The 19,591-nt window shown below is 61.3% G+C and carries 15 protein-coding genes; 5 read left to right on the forward strand and 10 right to left on the reverse strand.

The genetic code is table 11. The features are described 5' to 3' along the window. Positions 1–47 precede the first annotated feature (47 nt). Positions 48–719 carry an SDR family oxidoreductase gene (locus CCE89_RS14455; RefSeq protein ID WP_086438736.1) on the forward strand — a complete coding sequence of 224 codons (672 nt, stop codon included), beginning with the start codon at positions 48–50 and terminating at the stop codon, positions 717–719. On the opposite strand, the gene CCE89_RS14460 is transcribed toward CCE89_RS14455, so the two are convergent. The 4 genes from CCE89_RS14460 to ligA form a co-directional block, all read right to left on the reverse strand. Beyond that, positions 716–1,831 carry a serine hydrolase gene (locus CCE89_RS14460; protein ID WP_086438737.1) on the reverse strand — a complete coding sequence of 372 codons (1,116 nt, stop codon included), beginning with the start codon at positions 1,829–1,831 and terminating at the stop codon, positions 716–718. The genes CCE89_RS14455 and CCE89_RS14460 overlap by 4 nt on opposite strands. Positions 1,832–1,902: 71 nt before the next feature. Next, complete coding sequence (locus CCE89_RS14465) at positions 1,903–2,403, reverse strand: CinA family protein (protein ID WP_086438738.1); 501 nt, start codon at positions 2,401–2,403, stop codon at positions 1,903–1,905. Beyond that, positions 2,400–3,599, reverse strand: coding sequence for a fumarylacetoacetate hydrolase family protein (locus CCE89_RS14470; RefSeq protein ID WP_086438739.1), 1,200 nt, complete (start codon positions 3,597–3,599; stop codon positions 2,400–2,402). Before CCE89_RS14470 ends, CCE89_RS14465 begins: the two co-directional genes overlap by 4 nt. 20 nt (positions 3,600–3,619) lie before the next feature. After that, a complete protein-coding gene (ligA, locus tag CCE89_RS14475) occupies positions 3,620–5,707 on the reverse strand; it encodes an NAD-dependent DNA ligase LigA (protein ID WP_086438740.1) in 2,088 nt (695 codons plus the stop codon). 79 nt (positions 5,708–5,786) lie between these two features. Between ligA and CCE89_RS14480 the strand changes: the two genes are divergently transcribed. Then, a complete protein-coding gene (locus CCE89_RS14480; RefSeq protein WP_159456663.1) occupies positions 5,787–6,275 on the forward strand; it encodes a DUF2165 family protein in 489 nt (162 codons plus the stop codon). Here the strand turns inward: CCE89_RS14480 and recN are convergent. Beyond that, positions 6,272–7,936 (reverse strand): DNA repair protein RecN, encoded by a 1,665-nt coding sequence (recN, locus tag CCE89_RS14485; RefSeq protein WP_086438841.1) that lies wholly within the window; start codon positions 7,934–7,936, stop codon positions 6,272–6,274. The genes CCE89_RS14480 and recN overlap by 4 nt on opposite strands. 131 nt (positions 7,937–8,067) lie before the next feature. Here recN and CCE89_RS14490 point away from each other — a divergent pair, with 131 nt between their 5' ends. After that, complete coding sequence (locus tag CCE89_RS14490) at positions 8,068–9,102, forward strand: TauD/TfdA dioxygenase family protein (protein ID WP_086438742.1); 1,035 nt, start codon at positions 8,068–8,070, stop codon at positions 9,100–9,102. Positions 9,103–9,135: 33 nt separating this feature from the next. On the opposite strand, the gene CCE89_RS14495 is transcribed toward CCE89_RS14490, so the two are convergent. Together CCE89_RS14495 and CCE89_RS14500 are read right to left on the reverse strand one after the other, a co-directional pair. Beyond that, positions 9,136–11,208, reverse strand: a complete 2,073-nt coding sequence (locus tag CCE89_RS14495) for a CapA family protein (protein ID WP_086438743.1) — start codon at positions 11,206–11,208, stop codon at positions 9,136–9,138. Positions 11,209–11,290: 82 nt separating this feature from the next. Further along, entirely contained in the window at positions 11,291–12,094 is an 804-nt protein-coding gene (locus CCE89_RS14500; protein WP_086438744.1) for an outer membrane protein assembly factor BamD, read from the reverse strand. 184 nt (positions 12,095–12,278) lie between these two features. Here CCE89_RS14500 and CCE89_RS14505 point away from each other — a divergent pair, with 184 nt between their 5' ends. After that, positions 12,279–12,452: a Flp family type IVb pilin gene (locus tag CCE89_RS14505; protein WP_407640408.1), complete on the forward strand. Its 174-nt coding sequence runs from the start codon at positions 12,279–12,281 to the stop codon at positions 12,450–12,452. A 276-nt stretch (positions 12,453–12,728) separates the two neighbouring features. Beyond that, positions 12,729–12,905: a Flp family type IVb pilin gene (locus CCE89_RS14510; RefSeq protein ID WP_086438746.1), complete on the forward strand. Its 177-nt coding sequence runs from the start codon at positions 12,729–12,731 to the stop codon at positions 12,903–12,905. A 97-nt stretch (positions 12,906–13,002) separates the two neighbouring features. Here the strand turns inward: CCE89_RS14510 and lepA are convergent, their stop codons facing one another. The 3 genes from lepA to CCE89_RS14525 form a co-directional block, all read right to left on the reverse strand. After that, complete coding sequence (gene lepA / locus CCE89_RS14515; RefSeq protein ID WP_086438842.1) at positions 13,003–14,820, reverse strand: translation elongation factor 4; 1,818 nt, start codon at positions 14,818–14,820, stop codon at positions 13,003–13,005. Between the two features lie 85 nt (positions 14,821–14,905). Continuing rightward, positions 14,906–17,095 (reverse strand): sensor domain-containing protein, encoded by a 2,190-nt coding sequence (locus tag CCE89_RS14520; protein ID WP_234990101.1) that lies wholly within the window; start codon positions 17,093–17,095, stop codon positions 14,906–14,908. A 156-nt stretch (positions 17,096–17,251) separates the two neighbouring features. Continuing rightward, positions 17,252–19,369, reverse strand: a complete 2,118-nt coding sequence (locus CCE89_RS14525; protein WP_234990102.1) for a sensor domain-containing protein — start codon at positions 19,367–19,369, stop codon at positions 17,252–17,254. Between the last annotated feature and the right edge of the window lie 222 nt (positions 19,370–19,591).

Below are 19,591 nucleotides of genomic sequence, written 5' to 3' on the forward strand. Positions count from 1 at the left end.
CGGGTCCATTGTCTTTGAGAACCCCCAATTTTCAAAGGACATCCCCCATGACCAAGACTCTTTTCATAACCGGCGCCTCGACCGGTATCGGAGAAGCAACCGCACGCGTCGCCGCAGAAGCCGGATGGAATGTCGCTCTGGTGGCACGCTCCGAGGATAAGCTGGAGAAGCTCGCAGGCGAGATCGGCGATGCAGCGCTGGCGATCCCCGGCGATGCGACCGATCGCGATTTCATCAAGACCGCGCTCGACAGAACCGCGTCAAAGTTCGGCCAGCTCGACGCCGTTTTCGCCAATGCGGGAATGGGCGTTGAAAAGCCGGGCGTGGAGAATGGCGACCCGCAGCAATGGCACGACATGATCCACCTCAACATTCTCGCGGTGCTCTACGCCGCGCATGAGGCGATTCCGCATCTCAAGAAGACCAAGGGCCATTTCGTCGTCACCGGGTCCAAGGCCGGGCGCGACCACATGAAGGGATCGATCTACAGCGCGACCAAGTGGTTCGTGCATGGCTTTGCCGGGAACCTTGCCGAAGAAATGCGCGAATGGGGCGGCCGCTGCACGGTCATTTCGCCCGGGATGGTCGACACCGCCTTCTTCGACGAGCCCAAGCCGACCAAAATCCAGCCCGAGGATGTCGCGAATGCCGTGGTTTTCGCGCTCGATCAGCCCGAAACGGCTTCGGTCCGCGAAATCCACATCATGCCCAATGACTAGGGTGCTTCCCCTGTAACAGGGGGTAGAAACGTGCGCGCTTCGTGAAACCGCACGGTGGCGCGCACGACCTCCTGCATCATTTCCATCCGTTCGGGCGTGGGCACCCGCGTCCGTCCGATCATGACGGCCATGGCATAGGTCCTGCCATCAGGCGCTGTCAGCAATCCGATATCGTTATAACCCGATTGCTCGCCTTCCAGGAACTGGCCGGTCCCCGTCTTGTGGCCGAAACTCCAGTCTGGCGGAACTCCGCCCTTCAATCGGTTCGGGCCGCTCTTTGTCTGGCTCAGCAGGTCGAGCAGAAACGCGGTGGATCCTGGCGACAACAGCTCGCCGCGTGACAGCATCGCCAGCGCCCTGGCTATCCCGAGAGGGCTGGCACCGTCGATCGGATCCGCAAGATAGCGCTCGAACGCCAACCTTCGCTGCCCAATCGGCACGTCATCGCGCGCATCGAAGAAGGTGTTCTCGTACGAATAGCTTTGTTTCCATTCGAGACCAGCGATTGCGCTTTGTTTGGTGCGCTCGTCGGTTCCGAACCTGACATTCTCGATGCCCCGCGCATCGAGGTAAGCCTGCACCTTTTCCGGTCCGCCTACCCGCCGCAGCAGCAGATCGTTGGCAGTGTTGTCGCTCCGCGTGATCGCCCGCCGCATCAGATCGCCATAATCCGTCGTAACGCTTCCCCGCGCTCTCACCAGATCACGGATCGGCTGGTAGAAGACGGTGAGGTCCTCGCGCCGGACGGTCACGCGTTCCGACAGGTCCAGCGTTCCTCGATCGACCGCGTCGAGCGCCGCCATGGTGACCCAGAGCTTGCTCACGCTTTGCTGGGGCAGAATCTCCTCTCCGTCAAAGTCGTAGCTGTATCCCGTTTTCGCATCGACGACCGCGATGCCGACTTCGCCGGGGAGCCCCGCGCCCAGTTCCTCGAGCTCTTGTTCGAAAGTGCGTTCCTGCTCGCTTTTGATGCGCGGTAAAGAAGACTTTTCGCTGCTGGTAACAGTGCGTGCCCCTGGCACGTCCGGTTTCCAGGTGGCCATTGCGAACACCGTGCCCAGGAAGGCGAGAAGCCCCAGAAAGAGAAGCGAAAAGCGGATTGTTTGCCCCATGTCGCTTCAACGGACGCAGCGAAGCAAGTTTCCGCAATCGCTGCAGAAACTGCGGTGCGCCGTCGCTTTCACTAACCGATCTCGAAGAGCGCGGATTCCAGCGCAGTCAATGCCGCTCGGGTAAACGCCTCCATATTCGCGATCCGCTCGTCGCTGCCGGTCTCGGTCACACGTGTGAACTCGAAGCCTTCGGGACCGACCACCGCCGCGACACTACGCCCCGCCGGCGCGCCCGAGGGGTGAGAAGACCCGCCCACCGAGCCACTTTCGGCGATACCCCATTCCGAGCCGAAGTTGTCGCGGATCGCCCTCGCCTGAAGCAGCGCATAGTCTTCGCTCGCCCCGCGCATGCCCTTGTACGCCTCGCGTGGCAGGTCGAAGAGCACGTCACGGGCGCGGAACGAATAAACCACCCCGCCTCCCACGAAAAAATCGAGCGCACCGGGTACCGTCAGCAGCGAGGCTGCGATCATTCCCCCCGTCGCACCATCGGCCACAGCGATCTTTTCTCCCCGCTCGCGCAAGAATTCCGCGATGCGCAAAGCTTGCGGGTGAAGTTCGGCAAGGATCATTGGGCGATCACCTCGACTTCGATGTTGCCCAAGAGATTGGAGTCATGCCGGACGACATCTCCCGGCTGGAGAAAATGACCGGAGCGCAGCTCATTGGCGATGAAGCGTTGCTTGATCGAATCAACGATGCCGGTTCCGGAGAACGGTCCGCCATTACCCAGATATTGCACAGCGCCCTCAATGTAATCCGCGCGCGCGGGCGGCGCGAAAATCACGCCCTCGGATGTGCCTGACATCACAGTCATATCCTCCGGGATTCGCCGATTATCGGACAATTTGTAGAAATCGCCCCCATAGTAGAACCTTGCCTCGTTCATGTCGGCGAGACTGGCTTCGACCAGCTGCCGAAAATCCTGCGTCATCTCTTCCCCTCGCGCGTCCTGGCGCGGCTCTCCATTGACGCTGGTCGTCATCCGGAGCTGATCGACAAAGCTCTTCCAGTCCTGTGGAACGACGACGAATGGACCGGAGGGGTAGAAATCGAGGCCGCTCTTCGCATCCGAGAAGCCGAAGCCGGAATCGAGATTGTCCGGGTCCGCAAGCTCGACCAGTGCATTGCGATTGGTGAAGTCGCCGCAAAGGAAAACGCCTTTGATCGCGTCGTCGAAATCCCCAAGCGAGGCGATGTCACGGTCGAACCGCATGCAAAGCTCTACCTCGTAATCGAGAAGAATGCCCGGTTGGGCGCGGACAGTCGTCCTTGCCGGAGTAGCACGCCCGAACTTTGGAAAGCGAAAGACTGCATCGCTGCTCGCTTCTTCCGCGTGCTCCGGGAAATTGGTTCCGGTTCCGATGTGGCGCTCCCCACCGGGCGCAGACGGCAGAAGGTCGGAGATCTTGAGAGAAACGCGCTCGCGGCCTTCAAGCATGGCATTATAGATCCGTTTCCAGGCGATGCTGCCCAGATCGCGCAATGGATTGCCTGTGCGGTCGGCACCAAGCGTTGCAAGGTCAACACCAGTTACCGTGTCGCCGACCAGCTCGCTCACCAGCACGGTGGCGACCTGACCATCGGGAGTGCGATAACTGGCCAGCGTCACCGCATCGGAAAGCGGCGCAATGGCCGGTTCCAGGGGAGAGTCTTCAAGGCTCGCTGGGTTACCCTTGGGATCGGGCGAAGTTGCCCAGGCGATCAACAGCCCAGCCGCCAGAAGAACCGCCCCTGCGATCAGCCATTTCGATATGCGCCTGGCCATGCCCCTCCCCTTTTATTCCCCTATCCCGCAGCCGCCACGATCTCCGCCCAGCCTGCCTCGTCGATAACTTCGATACCGAGCTCGGTCGCTTTCTTGAGCTTGCTGCCTGCACCCGGGCCAGCGACAAGCAGGTCGGTCTTGGCGCTGACCGATCCAGCAGCCTTCGCGCCCAGCCTCTCTGCTTGCGCCTTGGCCTCGTCCCGGCTCATCGTCTCCAGCTTGCCGGTGAATACGACGGTCTTGCCCGCGACCGGTGAATCCAGTGTTTCGACGATGTAAGGCGGCGGTGAAAGCTCGGAAAGCAGGTCTTCCCACACCGCCAGATTGTGCGGCTCGTGGAAGAAATCGCCGAGAGCCTCGACCACTGTCGGGCCGACGCCATCGATCGAAGTCAGGTCCTGCGCTGCATCCTCGTCACCTGCACGCGCTTTTTCTGCAGTCTCGCGCAATGCGGCAAGCTCGTGGAAGTTCTTCATCAGATCGCGCGCGGTCACCTCTCCCACATGACGGATCCCGAGCCCGAACAGCAGCCTTGCGGCATCGGGCTCCCTTTTGGCCTCGATGGAAGCCAACAGGTTATCCACAGACTTGTCCTGCCATCCTTCGAGCGCGAGAATATCCTCTCGGCGCTTCCTCAATCTGAAGATATCGGCGGGGCTTTCGAGCCATCCGAGGCCAAAGAACTGGGCGATGGTTTTCTCCCCCAATCCTTCGATATCCAGCGCCTTGCGGCTGACGAAATGTTCAAGCCTTTGAGTGCGTTGTGCGGGACAAATGAGACCGCCCGTGCAGCGCACATCGACCTCACCCTCTTCCGAAACCGCCTCCGATCCGCATTCGGGGCAGTGATCGGGGAACAAATAGGGGTCGCGCTCGACCTCTCGGGTCAGGTTATCCACAAGCTGTGGAATAACGTCACCCGCGCGCTGGACCACCACGCGGTCACCCGGACGTACGCCGAGCCGCGCAATCTCGTCGCGATTGTGGAGCGTCACATTGGTTACGGTGACACCGCCCACCATGACGGGAGCAAGCCGCCCGACCGGAGTGAGCTTTCCAGTGCGACCCACCTGGATGTCGATCGATTCGAGCGTGGTCTCAGCCTGCTCCGCAGGGAACTTGTGCGCCAGAGCCCAGCGCGGTGCCTTGGCGACGAAACCGAGCCGTTGCTGGAAGTCCAACCGGTCGACCTTGTAGACAACGCCGTCGATTTCATAGGGAAGTTGCGGACGCTGCCGCCCGATTTCGGCATAATGCTCAAGCATTTCGTCGAGCGTTTCGGTGCGCGTAAGGAAAGGCGAGACGGGGAAGCCCCAGCTTTCGATCAGCCGCATCATTGCATATTGCGTCGGCTCGGGGACTTCTGATGCTGCACCCCAGCCATAGGCCCAGAACCGCAGCGGACGCTTGGCGGTGACGCTCGCATCCTTTTGCCGGAGCGAGCCTGCCGCTGCATTGCGGGGATTGGCGAAGAGCTTGCCGCCCGCCTCTTCCTGCGCCTTGTTGAGCGCGAGGAAATCCGCTTTCGCCATGTAAACCTCGCCGCGCACCTCGAACACTTCGGGCACGCCGCCCGGCAGTTCCTGCGGGATATCCCCGATCGATGCGACATTGGGCGTTACATCCTCGCCCACCTGCCCGTCTCCGCGGGTCGCCGCGACCTTGAGTTTGCCGTTCTCGTAGCGCAGCGAGCAGGAAAGGCCGTCGATCTTGTCCTCTGCGGTGATCGCGACCATCTCCCCCTCGTCCAGCGAGAGGAACCGCCGCACGCGCGCCACCCATTCTCCGACCTCTTCGCCATTGAAGGCGTTGTCGAGGCTCATCATGCGAACTTCGTGCGTCACCTTGCTCAACGGCGAGGAGGCAACGGCATGGCCGACATTCTTCGACGGGCTGTCGTCACGCACCAGCTGCGGAAATTGCGCCTCCAGTGCAGCATTCCGGCGCACCAGCGCGTCATATTCCTGGTCGGTGATCTCCGGGGAATCTTCGGCGTGATAGAGCCGGTCGTGTTTGGCGATAGCCTTCGCGAGCCGCATCAGCTCATTGGCCGCCTCGGCCTCTGTCATGTCCACAGGGTCAGCGCCCGGGGTTTGCTCGATTCCCATGCGTCACGCTATGCATCAGCAAGGGCATCTGGGAAAGACGCCTGCATACGGGTCGCGGCTTCAATTGGGGGAGAAGACGATGACGGACCGTTATCTCAAATCACTGTTCATGGTGCTGCTGGGCCTGATGGCGCTGTTTTACGTCGGCCACAACATCATCAACCTGTCGATCGCTCACCAGAACATCGGCTACGTCCTGTCGCAGAAGGACCACGCAATCTACCCGGCGAATATCATGCCTGCCGTCGGTGATGGCCCGGCCTGGATAGTCCTTGCGGTGATCTTCGTCAGCGAGATCGCAGCGGGCGTCGTCTGTCTGTGGGGCGGATGGAAGTTATGGTCGGGGCGTAGCGACACCGCTGCCTACGCATCGGCGCTCAACACGGCGAAAATCGGCTGCGGACTTGTGATCTTCACCTGGTTCGGCCTCTTCAACGTGTTCGGCGGCGCGGCTTACAACATGTGGCAAACTCAGATCGGCCACGGCTCGATGAGCGATGCGTTCACCTTCGCTGCATTCGGATTTTTCGTGCTGATCTATCTCGGCCAGCGAGAGGCAGAGGCCTAGGCACCTTCCAGCAAGCGATCGGCTTGCGCGCGTGCTTCCGGCGTCACTTCGGCGCCGGACAGCATCCGTGCGATTTCCTCCTGACGCCCGGTCTCGTCCAGCAGCGCGACGCTGGTTTTCGTCACCGTGCCGGTGGAGCTTTTCGCGATCATATAATGGACCCGCCCGCGCGCCGCGACTTGCGGGCTGTGCGTTACCGCGAGCAATTGTCCGTCCTGAGCGAGCCGCGCCAGGCGCTCGCCAATTGCCGAAGCGACCGCCCCGCCTACGCCGCGATCGATCTCGTCGAAGATGACAGTCGCCGCGCCACCCTTCTCTGCCAGCGCGACCTTCAATGCGAGGATGAAGCGCGATAGTTCGCCGCCCGATGCGATCTTGGCGAGCGGCGCGAAATCGGCACCGGGATTGGTAGCGATGAGGAACTCGACGCTGTCGATGCCCTGCGGTCCCCATTTCTCCTCCGGCAGCTTGCCGATGGCGGTCAGGAAACTCGCTGCATCGAGCTTGAGTGGCGCGAGTTCCGCAGCCACCGCCTTGTCGAGTTTCTTCGCCGCCTTGAGCCGTGCGGCATGCACCGCTTCCGCCTTCCTGGCGTAGCGTTCGCTCGCCTCGCGTGCGGCAACCTCGAGCGCGTCGAGCTCCGCCTCCCCGCCTTCGATCGCGTCGAGCGCCTTGCGCATCTCGCGCATCTTGTGGGGCAGTTCGTCAACCTCGCAGCGATGCTTGCGGGCGATAGCGCGCAATTCGAACAGCCGGGTCTCGGCGGCGTCGAGAGCCGCGGGATCATGCACCAGCGCCTCGGCCGCGGCAGCGAGCTTGTCTTCCGCCTCGCCCGCCTCGATCACCGCGCGGTCGAGCGCCGCCAGTGCCTCGGCAAGCAGGGCGTGTTCGGGCGCAATCCGGTCGAGCCGGCGCGCTGCGACGCGCAAGGCCGCGAGCGGCGAATCCGACCCTTCCCAAAGGTGCCGCAGCTCCTCCAGATCGCCCGAAAGCTTCTCGCCCTTCTGCATCGAGGCGCGCTGTTCGGCGAGCCGAGCTTCCTCACCCGCCTGCGGTTCGAGCGCGGTCAGCTCGGTCAGATGCGCGAGGAGCAAGTCCTGATCGGCTTTGGCCTGCTCGACTTCGTCGCGCGCAGCCGTCAACCGTGCTTCCGCATCGCGCTTCGCCTCCCAGGCTTTCGCAAGGCCGATTGTATCGGTGTCGGCAAAGCGGTCGAGCAACGCGCGGTGGCCGCGCGGATTGACCAAACCGCGATCGTCATGCTGGCCGTGCAGTTCGACCAGCGCCGGGGCAATAGTGCGCAGCAGCGCAACGCCCACCGGCTGATCGTTGATGAACGCCTTGGAGCCGCCATCGGCCTTGACCTGACGGCGGATGATCAACCCCTCGCCCGGCTCGATCTCGATATCCGCGTCATCGAGCGCATCGGCCACGCTCTCGGGCAGCTTGGCAAAGTCGAAACTGGCGGTCACGCTGGCTTTCGCCTCGCCGCTGCGCACCAGCGCAGTTTCCGCCCTGTCGCCCAGCACGAGGCCCAGCGCATCGAGCAGGATCGACTTGCCCGCACCGGTTTCGCCGGTGAGCACGCCCAGCCCGCGCCCGAAGTCGAGATCGAGCGCTTCGATCAGCACGATATTGCGAATGGAAAGCCGGGTGAGCATTTCCGTCATGCTCTAGCGCAGCGCAGAGCGCGCGTCACCGCTCCGCAGCGGCCTTATATGTGGAATTTTCGGCCATGCCGGAGCAATCAACGCTTTCAATGGCCTCGTATGCTTCCCACATCGAGAGTGTGATGGCACATTCGTTGAGCCCCGACAGCACCCCGATCGCGCCCGTTGATCCCTCCCGGACAGCAATCATCGAAGCATGCGGAGGCGAGATTTTGCCTCTGGATCCGATCGGCGCCGAAGTGCGCGGCATCGACCTTGCTGCACCGAAACCACCACCGACAGAAGTGATCGAGGCGCTCGAAGCGGAAATGGCCTCGCGAGGCTTTCTGGTCTTCAAGAGCGACGAGCCGCTGCACGTAGACGATTTCCTTCGCGCGAGCTGCTGGTGGGGCGGCAGGGAATTGCACAGCACACATGGCGTGCACCCGGCCACACCGGGCGGCAATCGCCACATTTTCCGCCTCTCCAACGATCGCAGGCACGGCATCCCCGGCGTCGGTCCGCAGTGGCACAATGACGGCAGTTTTCTGGCCGAAACCTTCTCGCACTCCGGCTACCATATCGTCAGGCCTGCCGAACACGGTGGTGGCACGCATTTCGCGCATCTCGGCGCGGCGTATGACGCTCTGTCCGCCCGCGAGAAGGACTTCTGGAGCAGGCTGTCTTCGGTGAACTCCAATTCCGGCGTGGTGCATCCCTTGGTCCACAGACACGAGGTATCTGGCCAGAACTGCGTGTGGCTTCACCTAGGTATGACTGGTGCGGTGATCGAAAAGATTGCGGAAGCGGAAGACGCCTTCCGCCTGCTCGGCGCCAACGAGATGCGCGACCTGTGCGTGCGCTACAACCAGCTTCTGACCGAGGGCCTCGAACGCGGATATGCGATTGCATTCGAGTACGAGCAGAACGACTGTGTTTTCATCGACAATCTGGCAGTCGCCCACCGTGCCGCGCCCGAAGCGCATGCTTCGGTAGAGCAGCAGGGTCTGCGGATCATGCATCGCAGCACGGTGCGCGGGACTCACCCGCTGGCGCCGCTCGACGGGTTGCCGCAATTTGTCGACATTCACGGCCCCAGCCCATTTCCATCAGACGGCGTCTGGCAAGGCGGTGGGATCGGATTCCGGTGGGACGAAGCCGTCCCCATGCAGAACTGAAGCAGAGCGCCGCAGCAGCACCTGTCTTTCACGTTATTCGGCGGCGAGACCCGGTGAAGATTTTCGGCCCTCGGGGCGAACATCGGAAGCAAGCCAGGCCTGCGCCGGTGTGGGTGAGCCGATCCAGCTGACAAGAGAAAAATCATCCAGTCCGACCGGAAGGTTCGTGCCCTGATCATCCTCCCAAACGATCCGGATAATCGGGCGGAACGGTTTTGCCATCGCATCCCTGCCTTCTTCGTCCACAGTGCGACGGAAGTCGAAAGCGACCTCCTGCCAACTATCGCTCGCTGGCAATCCTTTCGACCCGAGCAATTCGCCGCGCCAGCGCGCGCTTGATTTGGCTCCGCGAGCCGGTCGTTCCTTGGCAAGAAACTCTATGCGGGCTGCTCTCGGCAAACGAAGGCGCGCCTTGAGAGTATAATCTCCGGCGGGCACGTCGCGAAGATAGCCTTGCGTGTAGAAGGCGATTGCGCCATCCGCACGCTCGGGGCGCAACATCGCGTGTTCTCCGCCTGGCTCTCCAGCGAAATCGATGGCGGCATTGGCAGCACCGAACAGGCGCTCCCATGCGCCAAAGCTCGTGGCCTGATCGAAGCTCCCCCTCGCAATAATATCACGGCCCGTGCTCGTGCTTTCACCTGAGAGGCAGGCGGGTCCAAATTGGCGCAAGCGAAACTCTTCTGCCGGGGTGCGACATGCCATCTCGGTGCTCCACTCACCTGGCCGCACGACGGCATGACCGCCGCTCAACGCCAATCTGGTGCCGCGTTCGGCGGAAAGGCCGAAAAGGCGACGCAGCGATGCTTCGCGCGCACGCCCCATTGCCGGTACGGGACGATAGTCGAGGACAGAGATCGGCACGATCTCGGCACGGATGAACCGCCCTTTCTCCAGCCACGCCTTCACGACATAGCTTACCTGCGTCCGCGCAAACTTCTGATCGAACATGAAATTGCCGATCGAAGGCGCGATCAGGCTGTCGCGATAGATCTCGATCCCCTGCACGAGGTGCGGATGGTGGCCGATGGCGAGAGGCGCCCCCTGATCGACCGCCTCACGCAACCGGCCAGTCGTGGTTGCACTGGGCCGGTCGATATATTCCGCTCCGCCGTGATACTGGATGACGGGAACGCGTTTGGCCTTTGAAACGGCTTGAACGCTGCGCCTGATCTTGCCCCGCGTAGCCAATGCCGCGCCGCCCTTCCCCGGGGTTGCAACCTGATGCGCCCCGCCAGAACCCTCCCAACCGACGAAACCGAGCAGCGAGAGTGGGTTCTTTTCGAAATCGATATTCGCAGGACGCTCCGCCTCCTCGGCATTATGGCCCGCGCCAGAGTGGGCCAGCCCGGCAGCTTCGATGGCCGCAATCGTGCTGGCAACGCCAGCCTCTCCGTAGTCGTAGATATGGTTGTTGCCGAGCGTGACGAAATCGACCCCTGCCCTTTTGAGGGCTTTGGCGTAAGCCGTTGGCGAGAAGAAGGTGATCCGCTTATTCTCCAGCGGCGGTCCCGGCGCGAAGTCGGCGATCACGGTTTCGAGATTGATCGAGGCGAGATCGGCGCTCTCGATATAAGGCTTCATCGGCGCGAGCAGAGCATCGAGATCGGCATCGAGCGACGCCTGGCGAAGCAGAACGCGCTCGCCCTTGCGCGGCTCGAAAAAGCGGCGCCCGGCCATGCTGTCTCCGCCGAAGAACAGTTCGATACGCCCCTTCTTGCGCGCGACAAGCTCGATCGCGGGAAACGAGAGGCAATCGCATGAGGAGTCGCGGATTTCGGCATTGCCGAAGGTCTGCACCATGTCGAAGATGCGTTCGCCGGTGACGTCCACACGGTAGTAGGGGGCGATGGGGACGCTGGCCGCAAAATGGCCGTCTTGCGCAAGTTCCGCAGCGGTCCCGTTGATGGTGACCAATACACCGTTGAGCTTCACGCGGTCGCGCCGCCCGTCGAGGAGTCCTGCGATGCGCACCTCTCCCGGACCGGCCTGCGCTCCACCGACCAGAGCGTCAGCCGGATGCGCGCGCAGCGTTGCCGGCATGGCAGGCAACGCCAGCATTGCGGCCAGCACGGCGAGAATGGTTAAGCGAAGCCCCCCGAACATGGGGCTGCGCCTACGGGATATTCCGTGAAATCAGGTTAACCCAGCGCAAGTTTTTCGCGCTCACGCACGCTGGCTAGTTCGCCTAGCTGGCGCTTACGCCCGCCGCGTGGTCCTGAACCAGCTCGTAGGCCTTGTCATACCATTTGCTGCCCGGATAGTTCGCGCCCAGGACAGAGGCGTATTTGACCGCCTCGCTCGGGACACCAAGCGCCAGGCTGGTTTCGGTCAGGCGGTAGAGCGCCTCTGCCGCATGGCTGGTTGTCTGGTAATCTTCGACCACGTTCTGGAAACGGAGCTGCGCGGAGAGCCAGCGACCGGACTTGGCGTAGAAGCGGCCGATTTCCATTTCCTTGCCCGCAAGGTGATCCTCGACCAGGTCGAGTTTGAGACGCGCGTCGGCGGCATATTCGGTGCCGGGGAAGCGACGATTGACCTCGGTCAGCGCGGTACGCGCCTGTTCGGTGATCTTCTGGTCGCGCTGAACGTCGCTGATCTGCTCGTAATAGGAAAGCGCGATCAAGTAATAGGCATAAGGCGCGTCCTTGTTACCCGGGTGGATCGACAGGAAGCGCTGCGCGCTCGCGATCGCCTTGTTATAGTCCTGCGTGACGTAATAGCTGAACGCGCTCATCAGCTGCGCACGGCGGGCCCAGGGCGAATAGGGGTGCTGACGCTCGACCTCGTCGAACAAGGCGGCAGCCAGGCGAGCATTACCGCGATCGAGCCGGCGACGTGCCTCGCCATAGAGCGATTCGACATCGCGCGCGACGTAAGCGACGTCTTCATTCCCGCTCCCGCCGCCTGCGCAGGCACCGAGGAACAGGGTCGAACCGACTGCAAAGGCAGCAAGGGCGGGCTTGAGCGGCAGGCGCAAATCTCTCTTCATGGCCAGCGCCTATAGCCAGCACGCGAATGAACGCCAAGTGAAGTTGCGCCCTGTTTCCCCGTTCGCGCGGCCACGTGAATGCTGCCCCGGGGCATCATCCCTAATTCCGGGTTAACTGCGAGGCTTGGCCCGATGGCAAGGTCTCGCATGCTTAATGTACAGCGGAGACCACAGGAGACCGACCGTGTTGAAACTTTTCGCCCGCGACGAAACGGGCGCCACAGCAATCGAATATGCGCTGATCGCAAGCTTGATTGCGGTAGCTGCAATCGTATCGATGAACAGCCTGGGCAACGAGATCACCTCTTCGTTCAGCAATGCCTCGAACGAGATGAGCGAAGCGAACGCCGGTATCTGACCGGCCGGGCCGAAACCGGCCCGCATCCAAGTTTAGCCTGATCAAGGCCGCCGCCCCGCGCCGGGGTGGGCGGCCTTTTTGATGCCTGAATCCGGTCGCGAACCCCGTTATGGTTAACGTGGCTTTACGTGTTTCCAACGAGTGCACGGGGGCAGGACAATCGCAAATTTCATCTGTTCTTAACTACTTATCCCTAACAGCCCGGTAAGGATTAGATCCTAGAACATGTCTCAACAGGCGGTGCCGAAATGGGCCGCCGAAGACCATAAGAGAGACATGACCATGCTGCGGAAATTCTGGGAAGACGAAAGCGGCGCGACCGCTATCGAATACGGCCTCCTCGCTGCCCTGATCGCGGTTGCCGCGATCGTAGCGCTGGAAAGCGTGGGCAACGAGCTCACCACGACCTTCTCGACCGTCTCGACCACGATGAGCGATTCCAACACGGTCTGATTTTCGACCAACGACCCCTCGCCATGACCCTTCCAGGCGAGAAAGCGGCCCGTAGCTCCCGACCCGAGCTGCGGGCCGTTTGCTTTGCCGAGGTAATTTACTCCTCCCCCATCCTCAGCGCAGCGATAAAGGCCTCCTGCGGGATCGATACGTTCCCGTACTCCCGCATCTTGGCCTTGCCCTTTTTCTGTTTTTCCAACAGCTTTTTCTTACGGGTAATGTCGCCGCCATAGCATTTCGCGGTCACGTCCTTGCGCAGCGCCGAAATGGTTTCGCGGGCGATGATCTTGCCACCAATCGCGGCCTGGATCGGGATCTTGAACAGGTGGCGCGGGATGAGGTCTTTCAGCCGCTCGCACATTCCGCGGCCGCGTTCTTCCGCAACACTCGCGTGGACGATCAGCGAGAGCGCGTCGACCGGCTCGTTATTGACGAGGATGTTCATCTTCACGAGGTCGCCTTCGCGAAGGCCGATCTGTTCATAGTCGAAGCTGGCATAGCCGCGGCTGATGCTCTTCAACCGGTCGTAGAAGTCGAACACCACTTCGTTGAGAGGCAGCTCGTAGGTGACCTGCGCACGGCCGCCGACATAGGTCAGGTCGGTCTGGATGCCGCGCCTGTCCTGGCACAGCTTCAGGATCGCACCAAGATAGTCGTCGGGCGTGTAGATCACCGCCTTGATCCACGGTTCTTCGATGGTCTCGATCCGGTTGATGTCGGGCCAGTCGGCGGGGTTGTGGAGCAGGATCTCCTTCGCATCTTCCGTCTTCGACTTGCTGAGTTGCAGGCGATAGACGACAGAAGGCGCCGTCGTGATGAGGTCGAGATCGTACTCGCGGCTCAGGCGCTCCTGAATGATCTCGAGGTGCAGCAGGCCGAGGAAGCCGCAGCGGAAGCCGAAGCCCAATGCCGCGCTCGTTTCCATCTCGTAGGAAAAGCTCGCGTCGTTGAGGCGCAGTTTGCCGATGCTCTCGCGCAGCTTCTCGAAGTCGGCGGCATCAACCGGGAACAGCCCGCAGAAGACCACCGGCTGCACTTCCTTGTAGCCGGGCAGAGGCTTGTCCGCCCCGCCCTTAACCGTGGTGATGGTGTCGCCGACGCGGGCCTGTTCGACCTCCTTGATCTGCGCGGTGATGAAGCCGATTTCGCCCGGGCCGATCTCCGGCAGGTCGGTGCGCTTGGGCGTGAAGCAGCCGACGCGGTCGACGAGGTGCTGGGTGCCGCCCTGCATGAAGCGGACGTTGAGCCCCTTGGTCAGGACGCCGTCGATCACGCGCACGAGGATGACCACGCCGAGATAGGGGTCGTACCATGAGTCGACGAGGCTCGCCTTGAGCGGTGCGTCGCGGTCGCCTGTGGGCGGTGGGATCTTCGCCACGATCGCTTCGAGCGTCTCCTCGATCCCGATGCCCGATTTCGCGCTGGTGAGCACGGCTTCGGATGCGTCGAGGCCGATGATATCCTCGATTTCAGCCTTCACCTTTTCAGGTTCAGCGGCCGGCAGGTCGATCTTGTTGATGACGGGGACGATCTCGTGATCGTGCTCGATCGACTGGTAGACGTTGGCGAGGGTCTGCGCCTCCACGCCCTGCGCCGCGTCGACGACCAGAAGCGCACCTTCGCAGGCGGCAAGGCTGCGGCTGACCTCGTAGGCGAAGTCGACGTGGCCGGGCGTGTCCATGAGGTTGAGCTCGTAGGTCTCGCCATCCTTCGCGGTATAGTTCAACCGCACGGTCTGCGCCTTGATGGTGATGCCACGCTCGCGCTCGATATCCATGTTGTCGAGCACCTGCTCGCTCATCTCGCGTTCGGTCAGGCCGCCGCATTGCTGGATAAGGCGATCGGCGAGCGTCGACTTGCCGTGATCGATGTGGGCAATAATCGAAAAATTGCGGATTTTGGAAAGGTCGGTCATTTCGCTCGCGCCATTAGCGCCAAGCGAAACGCGTGTCAGCACGAATATCGATCCGCCGCCGGGTCAGACCCCGATTTTCAGGCGCTCAGGCGGCATTGTTGGTCGGCTGGATCGCATAGGCGAACTGCGGAATGCTCTTCGTCGGATCAAGCAAGCCGCCACGCATGCCCTTGTAATCTCCCGTCGAGAGAGCCTCGAGCGGCGCACCGGCTGCAGCGAGCTCGTAAGGCGACACGCGGTGACGGGTACACAGCCCCCCTGCCCCGTCGTCGATCAACGGCAATTCGAATTCGAGACCCTGGGTGTCTCCGTTGGAGCGGATCACCGTCGCGACTGCCAACTGTCCGCCGCCCAGGTCGACAACGAACTGGGTATCGACTGGAACGTCGATCAGGCCTTCGATCAGCGCGCCCGACTTGGACAGGTTGCGCAAGGTCACCTCATAGGAGTGATCATCATGTATCACCTGGATCTTGCGATAGACCGTCCGGCGTTTGGCACGCTTGGTGCGTTTGCCCGGCTCGAGCGTCCAGGTACCCTGCGCGATCTCTTCCTTGACGTCCTCGCCCGATACCGGGTCGGAGTAGATCGCGCCCTGCAGACATTTGACCCCTGCTTCCTTGAGCAAGGCAACAAAATCCATCGTCTCGATACCGGTCGCGGTGGTCTCCATGCCCAGCGCTTCAGCCAGCGCGACAATCGCCTTGATCAGGCCGAATTCGCGGCTGTTGGGATTGGTGGCAATCGCAGTGAAGTTGTCACCGATCTTGATGTTGTTGAACGGTGCGCGGCGCAGATAGCCAAGCGAAGAGTAGCCTGTGCCAAACTCGTCAAGCGTCAGCCGCGCGCCAAGTTTGAACAGCGCGGCGAGACTCTTGTCGACCACGTTGTTGTCGCCAAGGAAGACGGTTTCCTTGACCTCCAGTTCAAGCCGGCTCGGATCGAGATCGGTATCCTGGAGAGCTTTCGAAACCGAGCTGACAAATCCCTCGGCCATGAACTGACTGGATGGAACGTTTACGGCAACGCGCAATGAAGCGGGCCACGCGGCGGCTTCCTGGCAGGCTTGACGGATAGTCCATTCGCCCACGTCGACGAGCAGGCTGCTCCCCTCGACAATGGTTTGGAATTCGTCCTCGTCGATTTCGCCGCGCTGCGGATGGTTCCAGCAAACGAGCGCTTCGAGAGTGGTGACGTTCTCGGTTTTCGAAGAAACGACAGGTTGGTATTTCAGGAACAGCTGACCTTCGCGGATCGCCTCGAGCAGATCGCCTTCAAGACGTTTGCGGAAAATCGTCTCGTTCTCGAGGTCACCGGTATAGAAACGATACTGCCCCCGCCCACCGTTCTTGGCGGCATAGAGAGCAAGGTCTGCTGAACGGACAACGGCATCGCCAGTCACGCCGTCATGCGGCGCGATCGCAATCCCGACCGAAGCGCCGATGACGCAGCGTCCTTCCTCAAGCGAATAGGGCTGTGTCAGCATCGCAATGATCTTCGATGCGATTTCACCAAGCTCGCCGCGGTCATCGCAATCGGGAACCATGATCTGGAATTCATCGCCGCCGAGACGGCCGATCTCGCAATCTCTCTCGACCGCGCGATTGAGCCGTGCTGCAACCTCCTTGAGCAATTCGTCGCCGGCGGCGTGACCAAGCGTGTCGTTGACCTGTTTGAACCGGTCGAGGTCCATCATCATGATCGCGCAATTGCGCTTGGCCTGACGGAACGCAGTCAAGGTGCTGTCGATGATCTGCGCCATGCGATGGCGATTTGACAATCCGGTCAGCGAATCGAACTTGGCGAGACGCTCGGTTTCTTCCTCGCGGCGATATTCCTCGGTGATATCCGTGCCGGTTCCGCGGAACCCTTCGAAGCGGCCATCCTTGCCCAGTAGGGGTCGGCCCGAGAGCCTGATGACCACATCGCCGCGACTGCTTTCGGGGCACACGGGAAAACCGGTGAACGCCTTGCGCGCACCCAGCTTCAGCGCAAGCGACTTGGTACGGCCGTCACCGTCGATTGCGCGGAATTGAGACTGGAGCGGCTTGCCGACCAGTTCATCGATCGAGCAGCCCATGCGATCGGCAATGGCGTCGCTTAGATAGGTGAGCGTCCCTTCGGCGTCTGTAGCCCAGAACCATCCGAGCCCCGAGCTCTCAAGTTCCTCGAGCATGGCGAGCTTGTCCGCGTCGGTCAGCGTCCCGCGGACACGACCGTTCGCCGCTTTGACAGCAGCGTTTCTTGCACCAGACAAGAGAGCCTTGAGAGGCACCCGAGAAGTCTCCTAACTCACAGCCATTCCCGTTGGGAACGGCACCTGAGTGAGGGGTAAACCCGGTTGGTTATTTTTATCCTAATTTGCTGAGTTAAATCAGTTTAGGATCTGCAAGACAGACCCGCCGCAAGCAAATAATGTGAATTGCCGGAGTTATGCTGCGCGAGCGCTCGAAGCGATCCCTGCCACCTGGCGAAAAGCACGGGGCTTGATCTGCATGGTCGCATCATCCCCGTTGCCTCTTAAGACCGCATACGGATCGTCAGGCAGCGAGGCGAGCGGTCGGCCGGCCGCTTCGATCTGATAGGGCGAGACACGGTGGCGGGTGCATAGTCCCTCTGCACCGTCGCTGATCAGCGGCGTTTCAAACTCGACGCCCTGGCTGATGCCCATGGAACGTCGCACCGTTGCAACGGCCAACTGACCTCCACCAAGGTCGAGAACGACATCAGTGCCTACCGGTACGTCCATCAGCCCTTCAATGAGCGCGCCCGTCTTGGAGAGATTTCGCAAGACCACGCTGTAGCGGTGGTCGTCATGAACCAGACCAATCCTGCGATATTCGGTCCGCCGGTCTGCGCGGTAGCGGTCAGGACCTTGCGCCTCGTAAGTCAGATCACCGCCGGCAATGCGCTCCATAAGCTCTTCATGCGTGATCGCGAAGGAGAACAACCGTCCCTGGAGAGAGGATGCGCCGAGCTTCGTGACAAGCTCGAGCTCGTCCTTGGTCTCCACACCTTCTGCAACGGTTTCCATCTTGAGCGCCGCTGCGAGACTTACGATCGAGGCGATGATCGCCGAATTGTTGTTGTCAGCGTCGGTCGAACCCCGCACGAAGCTCTGGTCGATCTTGATCTTGTCGAAAGGCGCATTGCGAAGATAGCTTAGCGAGCTGTAACCGGTGCCGAAATCGTCGAGCGCCAGCCGCACGCCCAGCGCCTTCAGTTCGGCAAACGTCCGTTGAGCCTGGGTCTGGTCGCCCATGAAGACACTTTCGGTGATCTCGAGTTCGACCCGCCGGGGCGCGATGCCTGTATTCAACAAGGCGCGTTCGACCTTCTGCGGGAAGTCCTCGTCCATGAACTGGATCGCCGAAACGTTGACGGCAACGCGCAGTTCCTGCGGCCATTCGAGAGCCTGGCGACAGGCCTCCTCGAGCGCCCATTCGCCCATCTGCTTGATCAGTCCGATATCTTCTGCAACCGGAATGAACAGCGCGGGCGATACCATTCCGCGCTCCGGATGCTCCCAGCGCATGAGCGCTTCGAGGCACTTGAGCTTCTTCGTTTCCGCGTCGACGATCGGCTGATAGTGCATCTGCAACTGACCGTGGACGAGTGCATCGCGCAGGTCTTCCTCGATCTGGCGGCGGCGTTTGACACCATCCTTGAGCTCGGAAGAATAGAAGCGATAGCTGGCTCGAACATCCTTTGCGGCATTAAGCGCCAGATCGGCCGCCTTGATGATTTCGTCGGTGTCGACGCCGTCATAGGGTGCTGAGGCGATACCAACCGACACGCCTACGATCGCGCGCATCCCGTTGACCGAATAGGGCTGTGAAAGCATCTGGATGATCTGGTTGGCCAGATCTGCCAGTTCGCCGCGGTCATCCATATCGGGGAGGATGACGAGAAACTCGTCGCTGCCGAGCCGCGCGACCTCGCCCTTGTCATCGACCAAGCGGGACAGCCGCTTGGCCACCTGCTTGAGCAATTCGTCGCCGGCCTGGTGACCGAGCGTGTCGTTTACGTGTTTGAAGCGGTCGAGACCGAGCATGATCAGCGAACAGCTTCGTTTCGTATTACGATAACTGCTCAGCTTGGCGGTAAGACGGCTCTTGATCCGCAGGCGATTGGAAAGGCCGGTCAGCGGATCATATTGCGCCAGTCGCGATGCCTCGCGCTCTCGTTCACGCGCCTCGGTATGATCCTTGGCGCTACCACGATATCCGCAGAAACGCCCCTTCGCGTCGAATTGCGGTTTTCCCGCTATCTGCCACCAGACAGGCTCTTCGGCATCGGTGATGCGTACCGTAAGTTTTGAAATCGAATTGCGCGAGCGAAGTAGAAAGGCGATCGGCCTCGGCTTGCGCCCGTCATCGCTCTCGTCGCCTTCATCGGGTTCGCACAGGTCACTGAAGTCGCAGCCGATGATTTCTTCGCTCTTGCGACCGATCTGCCTGATGGCATTTTCGGAAAGATAGGTCAGCTTGCCATCCGCGTCGGTCGACCAGAACCAGCCGAGACCGGATGTCTCAAAACTGTCGAGCATTTCCGCCTTATGGCGGTTGCGCCCTTTGGAAAAAAGACGAGAGAGACCGCCGGGCGAGTTCACGCCGCGGTTTTCAGTCCCGTTCTTTTTGCCCAAAAATCCTGGCATTCATGCTTCCCGATCGCAGACACCCGAATAGCCTGCGAGACTTCTTTTTTGTTACGGTGGGCGTGCCTAGCCAACAAACATTGCGAAAGCTCTAATGCGACCTGCGCTCTCCGG

Origin of the sequence: Altererythrobacter xiamenensis, from assembly GCF_900177715.1 — a bacterium.
Taxonomy (GTDB): domain Bacteria; phylum Pseudomonadota; class Alphaproteobacteria; order Sphingomonadales; family Sphingomonadaceae; genus Erythrobacter; species Erythrobacter xiamenensis.